17 protein-coding genes are annotated in these 20024 nt (G+C 72.7%); 8 read left to right on the top strand and 9 right to left on the bottom strand.

The features are described 5' to 3' along the window. Positions 1-3 precede the first annotated feature (3 nt). Both ACERM0_RS06695 and ACERM0_RS06690 read left to right on the top strand, forming a co-directional pair. Positions 4-819, top strand: coding sequence for an ABC transporter ATP-binding protein (locus tag ACERM0_RS06695; RefSeq protein ID WP_373677774.1), 816 nt, complete (start codon positions 4-6; stop codon positions 817-819). 128 nt (positions 820-947) lie between these two features. Continuing rightward, positions 948-2405: an alpha/beta fold hydrolase gene (locus tag ACERM0_RS06690; RefSeq protein ID WP_373677773.1), complete on the top strand. Its 1458-nt coding sequence runs from the start codon at positions 948-950 to the stop codon at positions 2403-2405. A 100-nt stretch (positions 2406-2505) separates the two neighbouring features. Here ACERM0_RS06690 and ACERM0_RS06685 read toward each other — a convergent pair whose 3' ends face one another. Beyond that, positions 2506-4512, bottom strand: a complete 2007-nt coding sequence (locus ACERM0_RS06685) for a YncE family protein (RefSeq protein ID WP_373677772.1) — start codon at positions 4510-4512, stop codon at positions 2506-2508. 354 nt (positions 4513-4866) lie between these two features. Between ACERM0_RS06685 and ACERM0_RS06680 the strand changes: the two genes are divergently transcribed. Continuing rightward, on the top strand, positions 4867-6249 hold the full coding sequence (locus tag ACERM0_RS06680; protein ID WP_373677771.1) for an FAD-binding oxidoreductase: 1383 nt from the start codon (positions 4867-4869) through the stop codon (positions 6247-6249). 93 nt (positions 6250-6342) lie between these two features. Here ACERM0_RS06680 and ACERM0_RS06675 read toward each other — a convergent pair whose 3' ends face one another. Next, positions 6343-7383: a hypothetical protein gene (locus ACERM0_RS06675; protein ID WP_373677770.1), complete on the bottom strand. Its 1041-nt coding sequence runs from the start codon at positions 7381-7383 to the stop codon at positions 6343-6345. Between the two features lie 208 nt (positions 7384-7591). On the opposite strand from ACERM0_RS06675, the gene ACERM0_RS06670 reads away from it, so the two are divergent. Then, positions 7592-8407, top strand: a complete 816-nt coding sequence (locus ACERM0_RS06670) for an aldo/keto reductase (protein WP_373677769.1) — start codon at positions 7592-7594, stop codon at positions 8405-8407. A gap of 30 nt (positions 8408-8437) precedes the next feature. Here the strand turns inward: ACERM0_RS06670 and ACERM0_RS06665 are convergent, their stop codons facing one another. Continuing rightward, positions 8438-8920, bottom strand: coding sequence for a GNAT family N-acetyltransferase (locus ACERM0_RS06665; protein WP_373677768.1), 483 nt, complete (start codon positions 8918-8920; stop codon positions 8438-8440). A 106-nt stretch (positions 8921-9026) separates the two neighbouring features. Here ACERM0_RS06665 and ACERM0_RS06660 point away from each other — a divergent pair, with 106 nt between their 5' ends. Continuing rightward, the gene (locus ACERM0_RS06660; RefSeq protein ID WP_373677767.1) at positions 9027-10496 is read left to right on the top strand and encodes a glutamate--cysteine ligase; all 1470 of its coding nucleotides are present in this window, start codon (positions 9027-9029) and stop codon (positions 10494-10496) included. Positions 10497-10583: 87 nt separating this feature from the next. On the opposite strand, the gene ACERM0_RS06655 is transcribed toward ACERM0_RS06660, so the two are convergent. Further along, positions 10584-10814: a hypothetical protein gene (locus ACERM0_RS06655; protein ID WP_373677766.1), complete on the bottom strand. Its 231-nt coding sequence runs from the start codon at positions 10812-10814 to the stop codon at positions 10584-10586. A 413-nt stretch (positions 10815-11227) separates the two neighbouring features. Between ACERM0_RS06655 and ACERM0_RS06650 the strand changes: the two genes are divergently transcribed. Then, positions 11228-11602 (top strand): response regulator transcription factor, encoded by a 375-nt coding sequence (locus ACERM0_RS06650; RefSeq protein ID WP_373677765.1) that lies wholly within the window; start codon positions 11228-11230, stop codon positions 11600-11602. A gap of 1 nt (position 11603) precedes the next feature. Here the strand turns inward: ACERM0_RS06650 and ACERM0_RS06645 are convergent, their stop codons facing one another. Together ACERM0_RS06645 and ACERM0_RS06640 are read right to left on the bottom strand one after the other, a co-directional pair. Then, positions 11604-13706, bottom strand: a complete 2103-nt coding sequence (locus ACERM0_RS06645; protein ID WP_373677764.1) for a PAS domain-containing protein — start codon at positions 13704-13706, stop codon at positions 11604-11606. 22 nt (positions 13707-13728) lie between these two features. After that, entirely contained in the window at positions 13729-14391 is a 663-nt protein-coding gene (locus ACERM0_RS06640) for a response regulator (protein WP_373677763.1), read from the bottom strand. Positions 14392-14652: 261 nt separating this feature from the next. Here ACERM0_RS06640 and ACERM0_RS06635 point away from each other — a divergent pair, with 261 nt between their 5' ends. Further along, positions 14653-15363 carry a hypothetical protein gene (locus tag ACERM0_RS06635; protein WP_373677762.1) on the top strand — a complete coding sequence of 237 codons (711 nt, stop codon included), beginning with the start codon at positions 14653-14655 and terminating at the stop codon, positions 15361-15363. Between the two features lie 7 nt (positions 15364-15370). Here ACERM0_RS06635 and ACERM0_RS06630 read toward each other — a convergent pair whose 3' ends face one another. Then, positions 15371-16963 carry a molybdopterin-dependent oxidoreductase gene (locus tag ACERM0_RS06630; protein ID WP_373677761.1) on the bottom strand — a complete coding sequence of 531 codons (1593 nt, stop codon included), beginning with the start codon at positions 16961-16963 and terminating at the stop codon, positions 15371-15373. Positions 16964-17094: 131 nt separating this feature from the next. On the opposite strand from ACERM0_RS06630, the gene ACERM0_RS06625 reads away from it, so the two are divergent. Then, entirely contained in the window at positions 17095-18141 is a 1047-nt protein-coding gene (locus tag ACERM0_RS06625; RefSeq protein WP_373677760.1) for a hypothetical protein, read from the top strand. A 9-nt stretch (positions 18142-18150) separates the two neighbouring features. On the opposite strand, the gene mca is transcribed toward ACERM0_RS06625, so the two are convergent. Both mca and ACERM0_RS06615 read right to left on the bottom strand, forming a co-directional pair. After that, positions 18151-19071, bottom strand: coding sequence for a mycothiol conjugate amidase Mca (gene mca / locus ACERM0_RS06620; RefSeq protein WP_373677759.1), 921 nt, complete (start codon positions 19069-19071; stop codon positions 18151-18153). Next, complete coding sequence (locus ACERM0_RS06615) at positions 19068-19928, bottom strand: competence/damage-inducible protein A (protein ID WP_373677758.1); 861 nt, start codon at positions 19926-19928, stop codon at positions 19068-19070. Before ACERM0_RS06615 ends, mca begins: the two co-directional genes overlap by 4 nt. Between the last annotated feature and the right edge of the window lie 96 nt (positions 19929-20024).

Below are 20024 nucleotides of genomic sequence, written 5' to 3'. Positions count from 1 at the left end.
GCCATGAGCGCCGCACCCGCCATCGTCGTCGCGAAGAACCTGACCAAGGCCTTCGACGGTCACCCCGTGCTGAACGGCGTGGACCTGGAAGTCGGCAACGGCGAATTCGTCTCCGTCATGGGTCCATCGGGCTCCGGCAAGTCGACCCTGCTCTACAACATCAGCGGCATGGACACGATGACGTCCGGCACCGTCGTCTTCGACGGGCAGGACCTCGGGACGCTCGGCCAGAAGAAGCTGGCCCGTCTCCGGCTCACGAGGATGGGGTTCGTCTTCCAGCACGTCCACCTGCTGAAGAACCTGTCCCTGCTCGACAACGTCGTCCTGCCCGCCTACCTCGCCGGTCTCGCCCCACGCGACGAACTCGACGATCGTGCGCGGCGGTTGCTGGAGCGAACCGGGGTCGCGGGCCTCGCCGACCGTGACGTTTCGGAGGCTTCTGGCGGACAACTCCAGCGCATCGGCATCTGCCGCGCGCTGATGAACCAGCCGACGATCCTGTTGGGCGACGAACCGACCGGCGCGCTCGACTCGGCCGCCGCCTCCGAGATCATGGACATCCTCTGCGAACTCAACGCGGACGGCACCACGATCATGCTGGTCACGCACGACGCCAAGGTCGCCGCCCGCACCGGTCGCGTGCTCTACATGGTCGACGGTCGCATCGTCGCCGACCGGCATCTGTCCGGCTCCCTCGACACCGACCTCGAGCAACGGCACGCCGAACTCACCGAGTGGCTGCTGCTGCAAGAGCGGGCGCGGTCTCGCGGCACGCCCGCCGCTACAGCGCCGGCGACCCGGCGCGCCGGACGCCCGTGATGCGGACCGCCACTCCTCGGGGGTGAGTCATGAACGCCAGGACGATCTCGCGACGGGACACCATGGCGACCGGCGCGACGGACGCCGGCAGGACTGGGCCCCGTCCGCGGCGCCCGGAGGGCCTTCGCGTGCTCCTCTCCGACCTGCGGGTGCGCCTCCTCCTGGCCGTGGTTCTGAGTACGACCGCCGCCCAGCTGTGCGCCGACTTCCTGCCGCGCGGACCGATCACCCGAGTGGAGGCGCTGGTCGCCATACCCGCTGCCGCAGCCGTCGGCCTCGCCGCCGGCGCGCTCGTCCGTCGGCGCTTCGCCGTGCTGCTGGCCCCGATGGTGTTCGTCGTGGTGGTCGAGCTCGGGCAGATGAACCTCGTCGGCCCAACCGTCGATCGCCCACGGCTCACGTTGATGGGTGTGCTCGCCTGGGTCGCCGTCCGGCTCGCCCTCGGCGCGTTGCTGGTCGCGCCGATGGCCGTCGGCGCCGGCTGGGGCGTGCAGCTCGCAGCGCGCCGCACTTCCAGCGTCCACCGCTTTCGCCGAACCGGGACGGCCGTTCTGGCCCTGACGAGTCTGGGCATCGTCGCCCTGGCCGTGCTCGTGGCGGTGCCGGCGTCCACCGCACCGATCCTCGGTCCCGATGGTCAGCCGCGGCCGAACAGCATCGCCGAGCTCATCACCATCGACGTGAACGGGCTCGACCAGTCCCTGCTGATCCGCGGCGTCGACGCGGACGCCCCGGTACTGCTGCACCTCGCCGGTGGACCCGGCGGCACGGACCTCGGCGCCATGCGCCTGGACACCAGCCTGGAGGAGCACTTCGTCGTCGTCACCTGGGACCAGCGCGGCACCGGCAAGTCCTACCGGGCCATCGATCCCACGTCGACGCTCACCATCGACGGCGCCGTCGCCGACACGCTCGTGGTGACCGACTACCTGCGGGAGCGGTTCGACGAGGACCGCATCGTCATCACCGGCCAGTCCTACGGCACCGTCCCGGCGGTCCTCGCCGCAGCCCGCCACCCTGAGCGCTACCGCGCCGTCGTCAGCACGGGCCAGATGGTCGACGTCACGGCAACCGATCGGCTCTTCCACGACGACGTCACCGCCGAGGCACGTCGCCGTGGTGACGAGGCGGCGCTCGGCCGGCTCGCGGCGCTCGGCCCCCCACCCTACGAGCGGTGGGAGGAAGACCTGGTGCTCAACGACCTGGAGCGCGGGCTGTTCACCTACCCGGAGTTCGACGGCCACACGGAGATGACCTCGACCATCTGGGGTCCTGAGAACAGCCTCATGGACCGGCTCGCCGCCATCCGGGGACTTCTCGACACCTACGCGCTCCTCTACCCGCGGCTCCAGCAGGTCGATCTTCGCGAATCCGTGCCCAGGCTGGACGTGCCGCTCTACGTGGTCATGGGCGAGCACGAGTCCCGCGGCCGCGTGGTGCCCGCCCGCGCGTGGTTCGACCGGCTCGACGCGCCGGCGAAGGAGTGGGTCGAGCTGCCGGCCTCCGGCCACCGCGCCAGCTTCGAGCAGCCTGCCCGGTACACCCGACTACTCGTCCGCGTCCTCACCGAGACCGACGGAGCCTGAAGCCCGCCGGCCGCACGCGGGCGCGCGGGGCACGCGATGACGCGTCGGCGGCCACGACCCACGTGGGTTGTGGCCGCCGGCTGCCGGCGCGCGGTTGCGGTCAGGCCGTGACCGGCAGGCTGCAGTGGACGCCGAAGGTGGCAGGGTCGGACCGGCGGGCGTCGAGGCTCGCGCGAGCCACCGTGGCCGCCTCCGGCACGGTGTCGCCCTCCTGTGGCACACGGACCCCGATGCCGTGGACGTCGTTGACCAGGCGACCGTCGACGTCGGTGACCGGCGCCTGGGTCAACACGCCCAGGCGTCGCCCCGATGCCACGTCGACGACGGCGACGCCGGGCTGCTGGCCGCTCGCGGCGTGGATCGCCCCCGACCGCGGTGTCGGCCCGCGCTGCGTGATGTAGAGCAGCGCGCCGTCCGGGCTGTAGTCGAGGATGTCGGGTGTGTCGGCGATGTTCGGCAGGCGACGGGTGACCTCGAGCGTCTCCGCGTCGATCACCAACGCGTTGTCGGAGGCACGGTTGACCTGCCAGTAGCTCGACCCGTCGGGGGTCAGGCGCAGGCCGTGGGCGTCGAAGCCCTCGGTGTCCTCCGTGCGCTGGACCTCGTAGGTGTCGGGGTCGATCACGTACCACTCGCCGTTCGTGTCCTGGTCCGCGACCACCCGGCCGCTCCAGTTGACGATGACGCGCTCGTCGGTGACGGACACGCCGCAGTTGGCCTTCACCTCGGCCGGGTCGAACGCCGCCTCCTCGACCAGCTCGCCGGCGTCGAGGTCGAGCACGACGAGGCCGCCCTGGTTCCAGCCGGGACCAAGCGTGATCCAGGCCTGCGTGGCGTCCGGGTCGTACTGGTGGCAGACCGGGCTGAACGACGGGTACTCCCAGTCGTTGGCGGCCTCGAGCGGTGCCACGAGCTCGTCGAGGTGCAGCTCACGGCCGATGGCGAACGTGGGCGCCTCGGCGTCGAGGTCCAGCGGGATCTCCACCATCTTGCGGTCCTGGGCCGGCAGCGGGTCGCCGCCGTTCGGGTCAGGGCGCGTGTCCGCGCGGCCGGCGGTGCCGATGACGGCGACCCACACGGCGCCGTCGTCCGGGGTCACGGCCGCCATGTGGCTGCCCGGCCCGGTCGGCAGCACCTCGACGACCTCCTTGCTGCGGGCGTCGACCACGATCGTCACGCCGCCGGCCGTGGCCGCGATGAACGCGTAGCGCTGCTGCGAGTCGAACTCGATCATGTGGGGGACGGTGAACTGCCCGGTCGGCGCCGCCGCGAAGCCGGCGTCGCGCAGCGTCTGCGGGCGCACGTCGATCGACGTCAGCTCGGTGAAACCGTCGTCACCGTCGTGGACGTGGATGCGGTCGGTGCCCTGGTCCAGCACCCACACCTCGCCGCCGGCCAGCCGGTTCGGGCGGTCGGACGCGCCGAAGCCACCGCCGCGTCGAAGCTCGCGGAGCAGACGGACGGCGACGCTGGCCGCCTGGTCGCGCCGCGTGTCGGCCTTCGGCGCGAAGGTGCCGTCGGCACGCCCCTGCAGCACCCCCTGCTCCTCGGCGGCGTCCACGTTCGCGCCGTGCACCTCGGAGTCGACGTCCGGGAAGGCACCCGAGGTCACCGCCAGCACGTCGAGGCCCCGCGCGACCGACAGCGCCCGGACGGCGAGGCTCGCGAACTGTTCGCGGGTGACCGGTGCGGACCCCGCGAACGTCCCGCCGGCGCGGCCCTGGACGATGCCGGCCGCCTGCAGCCGCCGCACGTTGTCGCGGTGCGCGTCGGGCACGTCGGGGAAGTCGCGCCCGGCCGTGGCGGGCGGCAACTCGACCCGCGCCGCGTCCAGGGTCCTGGCCACCAGCGACGCGGCCTGCGCCCGGGTGACGGAACGCGCGGGCGCGAACCGGTCGGCCGTGACGCCGAGCAGCAGGTCGAGCTCGTGGCCGCAGTCGATCGCGGGTGCGTGCGTGCTGTCACGTGTGACGTCGACGAACGGTGCCGGCGGCGCCCCCTCGGGGCAGGGTCCGGAGCCCTCGTCGACCTGGGCGACCGCGGGTACGACGCCACTCGTGACGGCGAGCACACCCGCGAGCACCACCGTCGTCCACCTGCGCACCATGCGCCTCTCCTCACGCTTCGATTCGCCCCACCGCGGCTCACCGCGGCGGCCGCGCCGGTCGATCGACCGGGCCCCGTCGCGCGGACGCTAGGAACCCCGAGGCGGTGGACGCCGACCTCGTCAGGCAAACGGTGGGAACCGCGGGCGTCGGGCGGCACCCGCCCAGCCCCCGCGCACCGAACTCTGCCTCGACCGGACCTTGACCTCGACCTAGCTCGAGGTCGTAGCGTCGCCGATGCGGACGCGACGGATCCGTGTCCCGTCATAGCGTCGACCACGGGCCCTCGGCCGTGTCGCGATGACTCCGCGGCCGGGCGGTCGTCCACCTCAGGTGACCCTTCGGAGGAGCCGCCCATGCACGCCCCGACACCGAGTGTCCTGCCCATCGCCCTCGACGACGTGCGCCGATCGGTGCGCGGGGACGTCCTGGCCCCGGACCATCCCGACTACGACGCCGCCCGCACGCTCTACTACGGCGGTCTCGACCGGCGACCCGCCCTGATCGTCCGACCCGCGGACGCCACCGACGTCGCCCAGGTCGTCCGCCTCGCGGGCGACGCCGACCTCGACCTCGCCGTCAAGGGCGGCGGGCATGGCGTCGCCGGCCACGGCGTGATCGACGGCGGCCTGGTCCTGGACCTGTCCAGCCTGCGCCGGCTCGAGGTCGATGCCGGGGCGCGCACCGTCTGGGCACAGACGGGACTGACCGCCGGGGCCGTCACGGAGGCGGCGGCGCGGCACGGACTGGCCGTCGGCTTCGGCGACAGCGGTTCCGTCGGCATCGGCGGCATCACGCTGGGCGGCGGCATCGGCTTCCTCAGCCGCGCCCACGGTCTGACGCACGACCAGTTGCTCGCGGCGAAGCTGGTCACGGCCGACGGACGCATCCGTCATGTCGACGCCGACACGGAGCCGGAGCTGTTCTGGGCCATCCGCGGCGGCGGCGGCAACTTCGGCGTCGCCACCGCGCTGCACTACCGGCTGGCCGAGGTCACGACCGTCCACGGCGGCATGCTGGCGCTGCCGGCCAGCGCCGAGGTGATCGCCGGGCTGGTCGCCGCGGCGGACGAGGCGCCCGACAGCGTGTCGACGATCGCGAACGTGATGGTCGCCCCGCCGCTGCCCTTCCTCCCCGAGGAACTGCACGGGCAGCTGGTGGTCATCGCACTGATCGTGCACGCGGGACCGGAGTCGGAAGCTGACGCCGCCATCGCGCCGTTCCGCGCGCTCGCCCGGCCGCTGTTCGACGACGTCCGCTCCCGGCCCTACCCCGAGCTGTACACCGAGGAGCCGGCCGACTTCCATCCGCGCGCCGCGCTGCGCACTTTCTACCGCGACACGCTCGACGCCGGGGTCGCCGCGACCATCCTCGAGCGTCTCGCGCTGGCCACGGCGCCGATGGCGGCGGTGCAGCTCCGGGTCCTGGGCGGCGCCATCGGCCGCCTTCCGCTCGGCGCGACCGCCTACGCCCATCGCGGACGCCGGATCATGGTCAACGTGGCCGCCATGTTCGAGGGCGACGAGGAACGAGCGCGCCACGAGGACTGGGTGACCGACAGCCACGACGCGCTGCGCGAGGAGGGCGTCACCGGCGCCTACCTCAACTTCGTCGGCGCGGACGGCCCGGCCCGCATCCACGAGGTCTACCCGGGCGCGACGCTCGAACGGCTCCGCGCCGCCAAGCGGCGTTGGGACCCGGACGGCCTCTTCCGGCACAACCTCGACGTCGCCGGCTGAAGCGGTCTCGACCCTGACACCTCGACCGAGACCGGGGCCAGCGCCGTCGGACCCGTCGGGCCGTCGGACCCGTCGGTCGACCGGCCCCGCCGGTCACGCCGTGCTGTGCGCCGCGCGTTCCTGGACGGCCTCCGTCGCCGCCTCGGGGTCCTCCCGGCCGGCCGCACGCGCGTACGCGTCGCGCTCCAGCCGGTACAGGTTGCGCCGGACGTTGTTCCACTCCTCCTTGTCCAGCTCCAACGTGGCGAGGTCCTCGGCCAGCTGACGCACCTGATCGAGGTCGGGTTCGTCGCCGTCCTCGAGCTGTCCGCGCAGCTCGCGCATCCGGTCCTCCAGCCGCTGCGACTCGTCGTCCCAGGTGAAGTAGACGACGCGTTCGTCGAGTTCCTCGGCGAGCACGGGCAGGACCCGGCACGCCTGCTTCTGCTTGCCGACGACCGACAGGTCGGCTGCGTGGATCGTGACCTCGAACCAGCCGCCGTCGGCGTCGTGGCCGCGCACGGCTTTCATCTCGTCGGCGACGTCGCGGCAGAAGATGTGTCCGAGCACGAAGCCGAGCAGCCGGAACATCAGCTTGATCGAGCGTTCCGGCTCGGTGACCTCGACCTGCAGCCCGCGTCGGCGCAGCGAGGCCACGACGTGTTCGACCGCGTCGTCGTAGGTGCCGGCCGGGATCATCACCATCAGGCGCTGCACCGTGAAACGCTTGACCAGGTAGGACGTCTTCACGAAGGGCACCACGACGATCACGCCGCAGACCGCGGCGCCGATCACCGGCGTGTACCAGAAGCCGTGGAGCAGGTGCATGGCGGTCGAGCGGGACGCGTTGCCCTCGTTGTTGTGCATGCGGCTGACCGCGTAGCCGACCAGTAGCGGGATCACCAGTGCGGTCCCGAGGGCGATCAGCCGCACGACCTGTTCGTCGTCCGGCGCGAAGGGGATGACCATCTCGCCCAGCGCGGGGACGGCGACCGCTGCCACGACCGGCACCCACGTGACCGCCAGCACGCCCACGGCGGCCAGCTTGTCGTCGTCCCGTGACGGCATGCGCCCGAAGAACGCCATCGTCGCGAGGCCGAAGACCTTGCTGAGGGTCTTCGCGATCCCGTACACGACGAAGCGCACCAGCGGCACGACGCCCCCTTCCTCCGGTCCGGCCGCGCCGACCGTAACGGGGCACGCCGGCCCCCACCGGCCCGCAACGTGACCACGGGGACGGTCCTGCTGTCCGTCCGCCCGCCGGTCCCGCGCAGAGCCCGACCGATCGACCGGGCCGGTTCGCCGGCCGGGCGGCACGGCTTCGTAGCGTCGGGTGCCCGACCGCGACCCGAGGAGACCCCTAGTGCACGAGTTGACGATCGACGACCTGCGCGTGCCGACCCTGGGCTTCGGCACCTGGCAGCTGACCGGCCGCACCGCCTACGACGCGACCCGCGCCGCGCTGGAGGTCGGCTACCGGCACGTCGACACGGCGCAGATCTACCGCAACGAGGCCGAGGTCGGTCGCGCGATCGCCGACAGCGAGGTCGACCGTGACGAGGTGTTCCTCACCACGAAGGTCTGGCGCGACCAGGCCCAGGCGCCGGACGTGCGCGCGTCGACGCGTCGCAGCCTCGACGAGTTGGGGGTCGACCACGTCGACCTGCTGCTCCTGCACTGGCCCTCCGACGAGTACGCCCCGCTGGCGGAGACCCTGAGCGCCCTGACCGAGCTGCGCGACGCCGGACTGGCCCGCGCGATCGGCGTCTCCAACTTCCCCTCGCACCGCCTCGCCGAGGCCTTCGATCTCGCGCCGATCGTCACCGACCAGGTCGAGCATCACCCCTACCTCGCCGTCGACCCGATCCGGAAGGTCCTGTCCGAGCGTGGCGGTTTCCTCACCGCGTACTCCCCGATCGCGCAGGGCAGGGTGCTCGACGACCCGGTGCTGCGGGAGGTCGGCGAACAGCACGGGCTGTCCCCGATCCAGGTGACCCTGCGCTGGTTGCTGCAGACCGGTGGCACGGTGGCGATCCCGCGCTCGAGCAAGCCCGAGAACATCGCCGCCAACTTCGCGGTCTGGGACGTCGAGCTCAGCGACGACGACATGACCCGCATCGCGGCACTCGATCGCGGCGAGCGGCTGATCGACCCCGATTGGATCGACGACTGGGACTGAGCGTCGAATCAGCCCAGCGGCTTGGCCGGCTCAGGCCAGTGGCTTGGCCAGCAGGCTCACGCGATGCTCGCCGACGGCCTGCTGGCCGACCTCGACGAACCCCCGTGCGGCATGGAAGGCCAGCGAGACGTCGTTGCGGGGTTCGAGGTTGACCTCGCACGTGACCTCGGCGCGTCCCGTGGTCCGCGCGTGGGCCTCCACCGCGTCGTAGATCGCCGAGGCGACGCCGCGGCGACGGGCGTGTGCCGCCACCGCCACCCGGTCGACGTACAGGTGGTTCGTGCCACGACGCTCGAAGAACCCGTAGTTGGGGCTGCCGTAGGGCGCGCCGGGGGCGAACGCGACCAGCATGCCGGCCAGCCCATCGTCGTCGACGGCCACCAGTGACAGCTCGCTCAGCGCGACGAGCTCGGCGAGGGTGGTGGCCGTCAGGGGCCCGACGTTGGGCACCTCGGCGGTGTTGAGGGCGAGCACCGCGGCGAGGTCGGCGGGCTGCAGCGGTCGTATCTCCACGGTCGCACCTCGTCGCACGATGGTTCCGAACGTCGGGTGACGCTAGCGCCCCCCGAGGAGGGGCCGCGTCCTACGCTTCGGGTCCGTTCGGCAAAAGGCGACGACCATGGGTCGCGACATCGACGAGGTGCGCTTCACGCGGGAGGACCGGCAGCGCTACCGCGAGAAGGTGAAGCGCGACGTCGACGTCCTCCGCCGCATGTTGGAGGCGGGCGCGTTCGAGACCGAGCGCAAGCTCATGGGCGTCGAGGTGGAGTTCTACGTCGTCGACACCGACGGCGCGCCGATGATGATCAACGCGGAACTGCTCAGCCGGCTGGAGTCCGAGGACTTCCAGACCGAGCTCGCGCAGTTCAACATCGAGTTCAACCTCGCGCCGCACAAGCTGGTCGGCACCGTGTTCCGCGAGATCGAGGAGGAGCTGGAGACCTCCTTCCTGCACGCCCACCGGCGCGCGCAGGAGCTGGACGCACACGTGGTCATGATCGGCATCATGCCGACGCTCTCCGACCTGGACATCGCGATCCAGAACCTGTCCCCCAACCCGCGCTACCACCTGCTCAACGAGCAGATCCTGGCCGCCCGCGGCGAGGATCTGCAGGTGGAGATCGAAGGGCCGGAGAAGCTGCTGACGCGGGTCAGCTCGATCACGATGGAGGCCGCGGCCACGTCCGTGCAGCTACACCTGCAGGTCAGCCCGGAGGGCTTCCCGACGGTGTGGAACGCGGCGCAGGCGGCCGCCGCCGCCCAGGTCGCCGTGGGTGCCAACTCGCCGTTCCTGCTCGGCAAGGAGTTGTGGCGCGAGACCCGCATCGCGCTGTTCGAGCAGTCGATCGACACCCGCACGGAGGAACTGGCGGCGCAGGGCGTGCGGCCGCGGGTGTGGTTCGGGGAGAAGTGGATCGGCTCGCTGCTGGAGCTGTTCGACGAGAACGTGCGCTACTTCCCGTCGCTGCTGCCGCTGCTGGACGAGGAGGAACCGGAGAAGGTGCTCGAGGACGGCGGTGTGCCCCACCTGCCGGAGCTGGTGCTGCACAACGGCACCGTCTACCGCTGGAACCGGCCGGTCTACGCGGTCGCGCGCGGCAAGCCGCACCTGCGCGTGGAGAACCGGGTGCTGCCGGCCGGACCGTCGGTGGTCGACACGGTCGCCAACGCCGCGTTCTACTTCGGCCTGGTCCGCGCGCTGGCCGAGCTCGACCCGCCGATCGACCGGCAGCTGTCGTTCGCCGCCGCCTGTGACAACTTCTTCTCCGCGGCCAAGCACGGCATCGAGTCCGAGCTGTTCTGGCCCGGCGCGGGCACCGTCCCGGCCAGTGAACTGGTGCTGCGCACCCTGCTGCCGCTGGCCCACAAGGGGCTCGACGCCTGGCAGGTCGACCGCCGCGACCGGGACCACTACCTCGGGATCATCGAGCAGCGCTGCCTGCGGCGCATCACGGGGGCCGGCTGGCAGGTCCGCACCGTGCGCAAGCTCCTCGACGAGGGCGCGAACCGCCAGGACGCCATCATCGAGATGACCAGGCGCTACATGGCGGGGATGCGCAGCAACGAGCCGGTCCACACCTGGGGCTGAGGCCGCCGCGGCGTCGTCACCGCCGGCCGCAGTCGGTGCAGCCGACGTGGGTGGTGACGTAGATGCCGTGTGGACAGTAGGTGCCCCTCACGGCTCGTTCCTCGGCGCTCGGCGCGGCCGGTCGGCTTCGTGTCGCACGAGGGTGGCGACGGCGGCGCGCTCGGCGCCCAGGTCGTCCGCGGTGTACGCGGCCTCGACCGCGCGGGCGTGGTGCCGGCAGAACCGGAAGGGGCGTCCGTGGATGTGGACGGTCGTGCTGCCGCGCGCGCTGCAGCGCGATTCGCAGGCGTGTTCACGGTCGTAGCGACTGGTGAGCATCGGGGATCTCACGGTGCGGGGGCTGGTGGTGGGCGTCGAAGCGCTCGGTGGAGGCGACCGGAGGGCGGCCCACCCACGTCCGGGCCGGGCGACGGCCGGCACACGAACTGCCCGGACGGGGGGAACCGTGCAGTGGTGCCGGCCGTCGGCGGGGGACCCGGGGAAGGGGAACGTCGACGCCGTGGCCATGATGCACGGCCTCGGCGACGTCCGGCAGCCACAGTCGTGCTGTTCGTACATGACTCAGATGTGTCCGGTGCCGGTTGACGGACCTGGGGCATGCTCCGCGGGCGGTCGTCCCGGACCATGTTGGCGGCGTCGCCGGGCCCGTACCACCCCGGCGTGCGCGGGTGACCGCGCCGGCACACGACGTGTCGGCTGCGCCCATCGATGGAGGACGGTTGACTGCGCCGGTGAGGATCGTGGTGGCGGACGACGATGCCCAGGTCCGCGAAGCGCTGATCGAGGTTCTCGAGGCAGCGGCCGGTCTGACGGTCGTCGCGGAGGTCGACAGCGCCGACGCCGCTATCGCGGCATGCGGTCGTCTGCGGCCGGAGGCCGCGGTGCTGGACGTGCGGATGCCCGGCGGTGGTGCCGCGGCCGCGCGCGGCATCCGGGCGGTGTCGTCCGGCACCCGTCTGGTGGCGTTCTCCGCCTACGACGAGGCGTCCAGCCGGCGGGAGATGTCGGAGGCGGGCGTGGACGCCTACGTGGCGAAGGGCGAACGCAGTTCGCGGCTGATCGCCGTGGTACGTGAACTGACCGCCGAGTCGACCGGCGAGCGCTGAGTCACGCGGGCAGGCGCCAGCGCACGGCCGTCCCGCGCGGTCGCCGTCGCACGACCTCGACGTGGCCCCCGAGCACCTCGGCACGTTCGCGCATGAGCCGCAGGCCGAGGTGGCCGGGTGGCGCGGTGACACCGTCGGGGATGCCGCTGCCGTCGTCGAGGACCTCGCCCCGCAGCCAGCCGTCGTCGGTGCGGCGGACGACGACACGCACGTGGGTGGCATGCGCGTGCCGACGGACGTTGGCGAGGGCCTCCTGGATGATCCGGTAGGCACCGAGGAGCGTGTCGTCGTCGAGGTGCTCCTCGACGGCGAAGCTGGTGGTGACCTCGATGCCGTCCACGGCGAGGAGCCGGTCGGCGTAGTTGCCGACGGCCGTCTGCAGGCCCTGGCGCACGATGTCGGCGGACGCCAGTTCCATGATCGTGCGCCGCAGCACGGCGATGGCATCGCCGACGGGCTCACGAATGCGGTCCAGCGGTCGGTCGACGGTCTGCTCGGCCAGGTCGAGCCGCAGCAGCGCGGCGCTCAACGACTGCACCACGTCGTCGTGCAACTGTTCGGCGACGCGTTGCCGCTCGTCGTCGGCGGCGGTCACGCTGCGCCGCAGCAGGTCGGCGCGCTCCTGCTGCAGTGCCCGCTGCTCGGTCACGTCCTCGAACGCCATGCCGTAGCGCTGGCGCGGGAGCCCGAACGCCACCACCTCGAGCACGCGGGACCCGAAGCGCGACGGCAGCCGGACGTCGCCGAGGTGGACGGTGACGCCGTCCGACAACAACCGGCGCAGGTCGTCGTCGAACCGCTGCGCCAGGTCGTGACCGAACACCTCGCGCAGCGTGACGCCGATCGGCGACTCCGCCTCCACCTCGTACATCCCGTCGAAGGCGGGATTGACGGCGAGCACCCGGAGGAGGGCCGGCTCCGGCACGCCCACGCCGTCCCACACGACGATCCCGTTGGGCAGGTGCTGGGCCAGGGTCGCCCAGAGGCGGGCGCGCTCCGACAGTTCGGCCTGTTCGGTGATGTCCTGCACCGTGCCGAACATCGCGACCGTCTCGCCGTCGCGGACCACGCACTCGCCGCGCTCGTGGACCAGTCGTCGTACGCCGTCGCGACGGACCAGGCGATACGTCGCCTCGAAGCGACCTCCCACGGCGAGCGCGTCGCGGACCCGCGCGTCGAACCGTCCCCGGTCGGCGGGCTCCAGCATCGACAGCAGCACCGCGTAGCTGAACGGCTCGTCGGGTTCCAGGCCGAACATCGCCCGGAGCCCGTCGGAGACACGTGCCACGTCCGGGGCGATCTCCCACTCCCAGCTGCCGAGTGCGGCCAGTCGCTCGGCCTCGGCCAGCAGCCGCTGACTCTTCGCCGCTTCTTCGGCCTGCCTCACCCGGACCGTGGCGTCCCTGACCACGACCCCGACGCCGGCTTCGCCCGCGTCCAGCTCGATCGGGAAGTAGCTGACCAGCCAGTGACGGATCTCGTCCGGGTCGGTGACCGCCGGGCCCGTCAACGGCGCCTCGACGATGTGCCAGCCCGACAGACCCTGCTGCAGCAGCGGTTCGACCTCCGGGAACAGGTGCGGCGCGATCTCCACGAGGCGCCGCCCGAGATGCTCTTCGGCGGAGCGGCCGTTGGTCGCGGCCAGCTCCTGGTTCACGTAGCGGAACCGGAAGTCCTGGTCCATGATCCCGAGCCCGACCGGTGCCGCATCGGCGAGGCGTGCCGCGAGCCGGTTCGGGCGCGGCCCGTCCGCCGGCTCGGACGGTGCGGGCAGCAGCGTCACGACGAACCGGTCGGCGCCGCTCCGGCCCTCGACCGGCGACACGTGTACCTCGTGGGGACCGACGCCCGCGCGGAGGCGTGCCCGCAACGGCTCGTTCGACGCGCCACGTCGTACACGCACCCACCACGCTTCGGCGGCGGCGACGTCGGCGGGGGCGACCACGTCCGTCCATCGGGCCGTTGCGGCCGCGTCGTCGGTCGGGAGTCGCAGCACCGCGAGCGCCTCCCGGTTGGCGTGGTGCACGCGCCCATCACCGTCCGTCACGAGGATCGGTCGAGGCACGAGGTCGTAGAGGGACCACTGCGCGAGCGTGTCCGTCATGCCCACCCCGATTCGCCACAGGTCAGCCGGCTTCGACGAGTCCTTCGCGGGTCGCGACCGCCACCGCTTCCAGCTTGGTGTGGACGCCCAGCTTCTCGATGATGTGGCGGACGTGGTTGCGGACGGTGTGCGGGGAGATCACCAGGCGGGCCGCGATGTCCTCGGTGGACGCGCCCTCCGCGAGCAGCCGCAACACCTCGCGCTCCCGGGGTGTCAGCAGACCGCCGCGCCGGTGCTGGCGCCGCAGGTGATCGGCGGCCAGCCGCACGTCCTCGGGGCTGAACAGCACCGCGCCCTCGTCGACCCGCTCGATGGCCTCGAGGATCTGCGCCAGCCCGGCGGTCTTGGGCAGGAAGCCGGCCGCACCGGCCTCCACGGCGCGCGCGCGGACGTCCCGGCTCGTGCTGGCCGAGAGCAACACGACCTTGGCCTCCGGGCGGAGGCGCAGGAGGTCCGGGACCCCGTCGGCACCATCACCGTCCGGCAGCCGCACGTCCATGACCACGACGTCCGGTTCGCAGGCCGCGGTCAGCGTGTGGGCCTCCGCGAGCGTGGTCGCGATACCGCACACCTCGACGCCGGTGGCGGCGCCCAGCGCTTCGGCCAGGGCCTCGGCGAGCACCCGATGGTCCTCCACCAGCAGCACGCGGGTGGAGTCGGCGGTGTCGTCCACGTGCTCCGGCAACGGCGTCCTCTGATGCTCCGCCAAAGATGGTGGTGCTGACACCACCCTTGCGCAAGTGGTGTTGTCCCCAATATGCCCGGGAAACGGAGGGGCCGCACGATTTGCGCGAGGACACTGCTGTTGCGCTTCGTTCGGCATCGGCACATCTTCCGCAACCGCGTGTCAGACGGCGTACCGCCGTACCCCGTGCTCTCCCTTGGTCGGTCTGCCGTCACACGTGAGGCGGGTAGCGTGCCGCCGCCCCCGCACCCGAGGCCCGTCGTGCCCCGCCCTCGTATCGCCGTGCGGCCCGAGCAGGTGCGCGCCGCCGTGCTGCTCGGCGCCCCGTTGCTCCTGGCCCTGACGCTCTGGGTCGTCGCCCTGGTCACCGACACCGGCCCCTTCGACGCCGGGACGGTCGCCAGCCGGCCCGACGCGGTCGAGTCCGGTACCGGCGCCGGAGGCGACGACGACGCCGATGACGACGCGGACGCGCCCGCGGACGGCCGGGCCGAGGACGACCAGGCCGAGGAGTCGGCCGAGTCCGAAGAGGGCCGCGACGACGCGGGCGACGAGCCCGAGGTCGTCACCGTCGAGTTCGACGACGTGTGCGCGGTGGAGCTCGATCCCAGCGAGCACGACGACCCGCGGCCGTGGGACTTCGAGGACTGCGAGCGGGCGCCGATCACGCTGGGCGACGGCGAGCGGCAATGGGTCGTCGTCGTGGCCTCGCTGTGGGGGGACGACTTCACCGAACGCGAGGCCCTCGCGCGTCTGGACGAGCGTGGCCGCGGCCGTCTGCTGTGGTCCTCGCACTACCCCTCGCTGAACCCTGGCCTGTGGGTCGTCGTCGAAGGCCCGTTCCCGGACGAGGAGGCGGCGGAGCGGGCCGCGGAGCGCATCGGGAACGGCGCGTACGCACGGGAACTGTCCGACGACGAGGGCGACCGTTACTGCATCGCGACGGACGGCTGCGTCGGCGAGACCCGCTGACCGGACATCAGCCGGTGACGAGCACCGTGATCGTGTGCCAGCCGGTCGCACCGTCGGGTCGCACGCCCGTGCGCGTCTCCGGCTGCGTCACGCCGTCGCCGTCGGTGGCGCGGACGCGGATGCGGTGACGGCCCGGCGTGGCCCGCCAGGACAGCACCCAGGGGCGCCAGCTGACGTCGTTGACCGCCTCGGCCAGCTCGGCTGTCTGCCAGGCGCCGTCGTCGACCTGGACCTCGACGTTCGCGACGCCGCGGGACTGCGCCCAGGCGACACCCGCGATCGGCCGCTCCCCGGGCGCCAGCTCGTCGCGGCCGCCGGGCACGTCGATGCGCGCCATGGTCTTGACCGGCGCCTGCGCCGCGTAGCCGCGCGGGACCCAGTAGTGGTCGAAGCGGTCGAAGCGGGTGAGCTCGATCTCCGCCAACCACTTGGTCGAGCCGACGTAGCCGTACAGCCCCGGGGTGACCAGCCGCAGCGGGAAGCCGTGCTGTGCCGGCAACGGTTCGCCGTTCATGCCGACCACGACCAGGGCGTCACGGTCGTAGGCGGCCGCGACCGGGAATCCGCCCGTGTAACCGTCCACGGAGCGGCCGACGACCTGGTCGGCCTCGGAGGAGACCCCGACCTCGTCGAGCAGTTCGCGCAGCCGGAATCCCAGCCACACCGCGTTGCCCACCAGGTCGCCGCCGACCTCGTTGCTGACACACGTCATCGTGATCGGCACCTCGACCAGGTCGCGGCGCAGCAGGTCCGCGAACGGGATCGTCAAGGGCCGCTCGACCATCCCGGTGACCCGGAGTACGTGGGTGTCCGGGTCGATGCGGGGCACGGCCAGTGCCGTGTCGATGCGGTAGAAGGCGTCGTTGGGCGTGATCAGGGGCGTGATGCCGTCCACGGCGAGTTCCGCACCGGCGGGGGGCGGAAGATCGCGCCGGGCGACGGGCGCCGGCAGGGCCAGGGCATCGCGCGCCGCCTCGACGTCGAAGCGCGACAGCAGCAGGCGGCCGGCCGTGCCCATGGCCATCGCGCCGGCGGCGACGGTCCCGGCGACCACGAGGAAGCGGCGTCGGCCGAGGTCGCCCGCCTCGTCGGACGCCGCGCTGGTGTCCCCGTACCGCGCCAGTCCGGCGGCGAGGGCCAGCAGCGCGCCGACACCGACGAACGTCGCGGCGACGCCGGGAACGCCCGCGCCCGCCCCCGTCCCCGGTGCGTTCAGACCGGCAGCCACACCCACCGTCCCGAGGCCTGCCACGCCAGCGGCGGCGCCGAACGGCCGGCGGGTCGCCAGGACGCCGAGCAGCGCCGCCAGCACCGCCAGCACGGTGCCGATGCCGGCGATCAGCAGGGGCTTGTCGTTCGTGCCGAAGGTTCCGATCGCCCATGACGTCAGTGCGGGCGGCGACGCCTCCACGATCCGGTCGGCGATCGCGACGACCGGTGAGGGCCAGCCGGCGCGCAGGCCCGCGACGAGCTCCCCGGCCCCGAGGGCCGCGCTCGCCGCCAGCACGCCGGCGACCGCGCCCAGCCAGCGGGGTGCAGGCGACGTCGCGGACGGCGACGCACCGGTGCCCGAGGTGCTGGCGGAGGTGTCGATGGTCATGCGCCTGGTTCGTCGGGCAGGCCGGGACGGTTGTCCGGCGGGCGGTCGCCGGCCGCCGCGGCGCACACGCCGCGTGCCCCCCGACCGCACGGTGGCTGCCTGCGAGGACGCGTCTCCTATCCTGCGCGCCCGTGGACACCCCCTACCGACGCTATCCCGACGGCCTCCCCGACGACCTGCTCGATCTCGGGGACCGCGCGCTGCTGCGCGTCCTGGGCCGGCCCACGCTGATCCGTGTGCCGGGCACGGGCGAGCAGGCCCCCCGCGCGGTGGTGACGCTGCTGCACGGTGACGAGTCCACCGGCCTGCAGGCGATCCTGCGGGTCCTGCGCCGCCGGCGTCGCTATCCGTTCGACCTGTACGTCGTCGTCGGCAACGTGGAAGCCGCACTGCACGGGCCGGGGTTCGCGCACCGCTACCTCGACCACCAGGAGGACTTCAACCGCGTCTGGGGACTCGACGCGCCGACCACCGCCCAGCGCCGCGCCGCCGACGGCATCCTCGCCGAACTCCGTGCCGCGGGGCTCGAGTCGCTGGTCGACGTGCACAACAACACCGGCGACAACCCGTTCTACGCCATCGTGACCCGCATGCGGCCGCAGACGCTCAACCTCGCAACCCTGTTCACCTCGACGTTGCTGCGCTGGGACCTGGCCGCCTGCACGTTGATGGAGGCACTGCACGACGACGTCGCGACGGTCGCCGTGGAGTGCGGACTGCCGGGACGGCCCGAGTCGCTGGCGTTCGCCGTCGACGCGCTGCGGCGCTACCTCGGTGCCGCTCCGCTGGAGAACGACCGCATCGTGCGCGACCTCGACCTGCTCGGCGGGTTGCGCAAGGTCACCATCCGTCCCGAGGTGCGCTTCCGGTTCGGCGGCGACCTCGACGACGAGGTGGACCTGGTGCTGGCCGCCGACGCGGACGTGCACAACTTCGTCGAGGTACCCGCCGGTCACGTGCTGGGACGCGTCCACCCCGGCAGCGCGCTGCCCGTGCGCGCCTGCGCCGCGGACGGCCGTGACGTGACCGACCACCACTTCGCGCTCGTCGACGGCGAGGTGGTGCTGACCCGGCCGACCACGCCGGTCATGATGACCCGTACGGTCGAGGCGGCCCGCAAGGACTGCCTGTTCTACCTCGCGACCGACCTGCCACCCCCACCCCTCGCGGCGGCCTGAGGCGCGGGCTCAGCCGGACGCGGACTCGGCGACGTGGCCGAGGTCGGCGCCGGCGCGCGTGTCGTGGTCGTCGAGACCGGCGAACAGGTCCGATTCGGGCCGCTCGATCGGCACGTCGCTGCGCAGCAGGTAGTAGCCCTCGTAGGGATACGCCTGCCGCTCCACCTCGCGGGGCACCTCGAACCAGAACCCGTCCGGGTCGATCTGGGTCACGTGCGCCAGCAGGGCGGCATCGCGCCGGGCGAACCAGTCCGCACACTCGACCAGCGCGTCCGGTTCGGGGCCTTCGAACCGCTCGGGCCGCTGCTCGAGCCATTCCGTGAAGGGGCTCACGCCGGTGCGCGCGAGCAGGGCCTCGTGCAGGGCGTGGACACGGCCGGGCGGGAACACCCCGCTCGCGTAGACCTTGGGCACCCGCCAGGGGCCGGCCTGGCCGCCGGGCCCGTCGTCGAGGTCGGCGTCGGGGTCCTCGGCCAACTCCAGGGCCCGCATCGTGACCGCGTGGCACATGATGTGGTCCGGGTGCGGGTAGCCGCCGTCCTCCGGGTAGGTCACGACGACCTGCGGACGCTCGTGGCGCACGATCGCGGCCAGTTCGCGGGCCGACTGGTCCACCGGCGTGCGCGCGAACGAGCCGGCCGGCACGTCGTCGGGGTTCTCGTGGTAGCCGGAGTCGCGGTAGCCGAGCCCGTGGGTGCGGGTGAACCCGATGGCCGCGACGGCCGCGGCCAGCTCGCGGGCACGGGTCGCGCCCATCTCCTCCGGCGCCACGGCGGCTGCGCTCGGGTTCAGCACCTCGCCGGCCTCGCCGCCGGTCAGGGTGACCAGCACCACCTCGGCGCCCTCGTCGGCGTAGCGGGCGGCCGTGGCGGCCCCCTTCGACGACTCGTCGTCGGGATGGGCATGGACGAACAGCAGTCGGCGGTTCACGGGTTCTCCTCGGCGGGAGCGGCGGCCGCACCGCGGCGGGCCGTCCAGGACGCGGCCAGCCGGGCGCCGCCCGGGGATCGGTACAACTCGTCGATGCCGGCGCGCACGAACGCGGCGGCGTCCTCGACCTCGGCGTCGTGGCCCTGCAGGCGCACGAGCATGCGCTGGCCCGGGTAGCTGCCGAGCCGTACGCCCGGGAAGCGTTCCAGGACCGCGGCGAACAGCACGTTGAGGGCGGACTCCGGGAAGGGGTGCTCGATCTCCACGATCCTCGGCACGGGGTTGCGGCCGGCGAGCAGGTCGGGTTCGAGCGCCTCGGAGACGATGCGGCGGAACTCGCCCGGGACGCCCGGCAGGATCGCGATCGTCGCGCCGCCGTCGGTGTCCGCGCCGCCGTCGACGTCCACCGCCACACCCGGGACCCAGCTCGAGCGCCGGCGCAGCAGCCGGCTGCCCTGCGGGATGCGGGCCATGCGGCGGAAGTGGTGGGTGAACTCCTCGGTCACCTCGACCCCGTGCTCGCGGGTCCATTCCAGCGCACCGTCGAGGCGCTCGCCGATGACGGGGTCCTCCACCAGTCCGCGTCCGAGACTGGCCGCGACCGCCTCGTAGGTGATGTCGTCGGGCGTCGAGCCGATGCCGCCGGAGGTGACGACCAGGCGGGGACGGCGCCGGCCGAGCTCGAGGTGCAGCGCCTCGCCGATCGCGGTGAGGTCGTCGGGCACGACGTGGACCCGGGTCAGCGTCACGCCGTGCGCGGTCAGGCGCGTGGCCAACCAGCCCGAGTTCTGATCGGCGACGTGACCGCCCAGGATCTCGTCGCCGATCACCACCATCGAGGCCTCGAGCACGGACATCCCCTCGTGGACGCGGGCGAACGGCGCGGCGGACCAGCGACCCGGCAGCCTACCCAGCGTCCCGGGCCGTCCGGTGTCCGCCTGCTAGCGTCCCGC

Source organism: Egicoccus sp. AB-alg2 (genome assembly GCF_041821065.1).
Classification (GTDB): domain Bacteria; phylum Actinomycetota; class Nitriliruptoria; order Nitriliruptorales; family Nitriliruptoraceae; genus Egicoccus.
The sequence above is the reverse complement of the archived record's forward strand: the minus strand, read 5'-3'. Positions and strand labels throughout refer to the sequence as shown.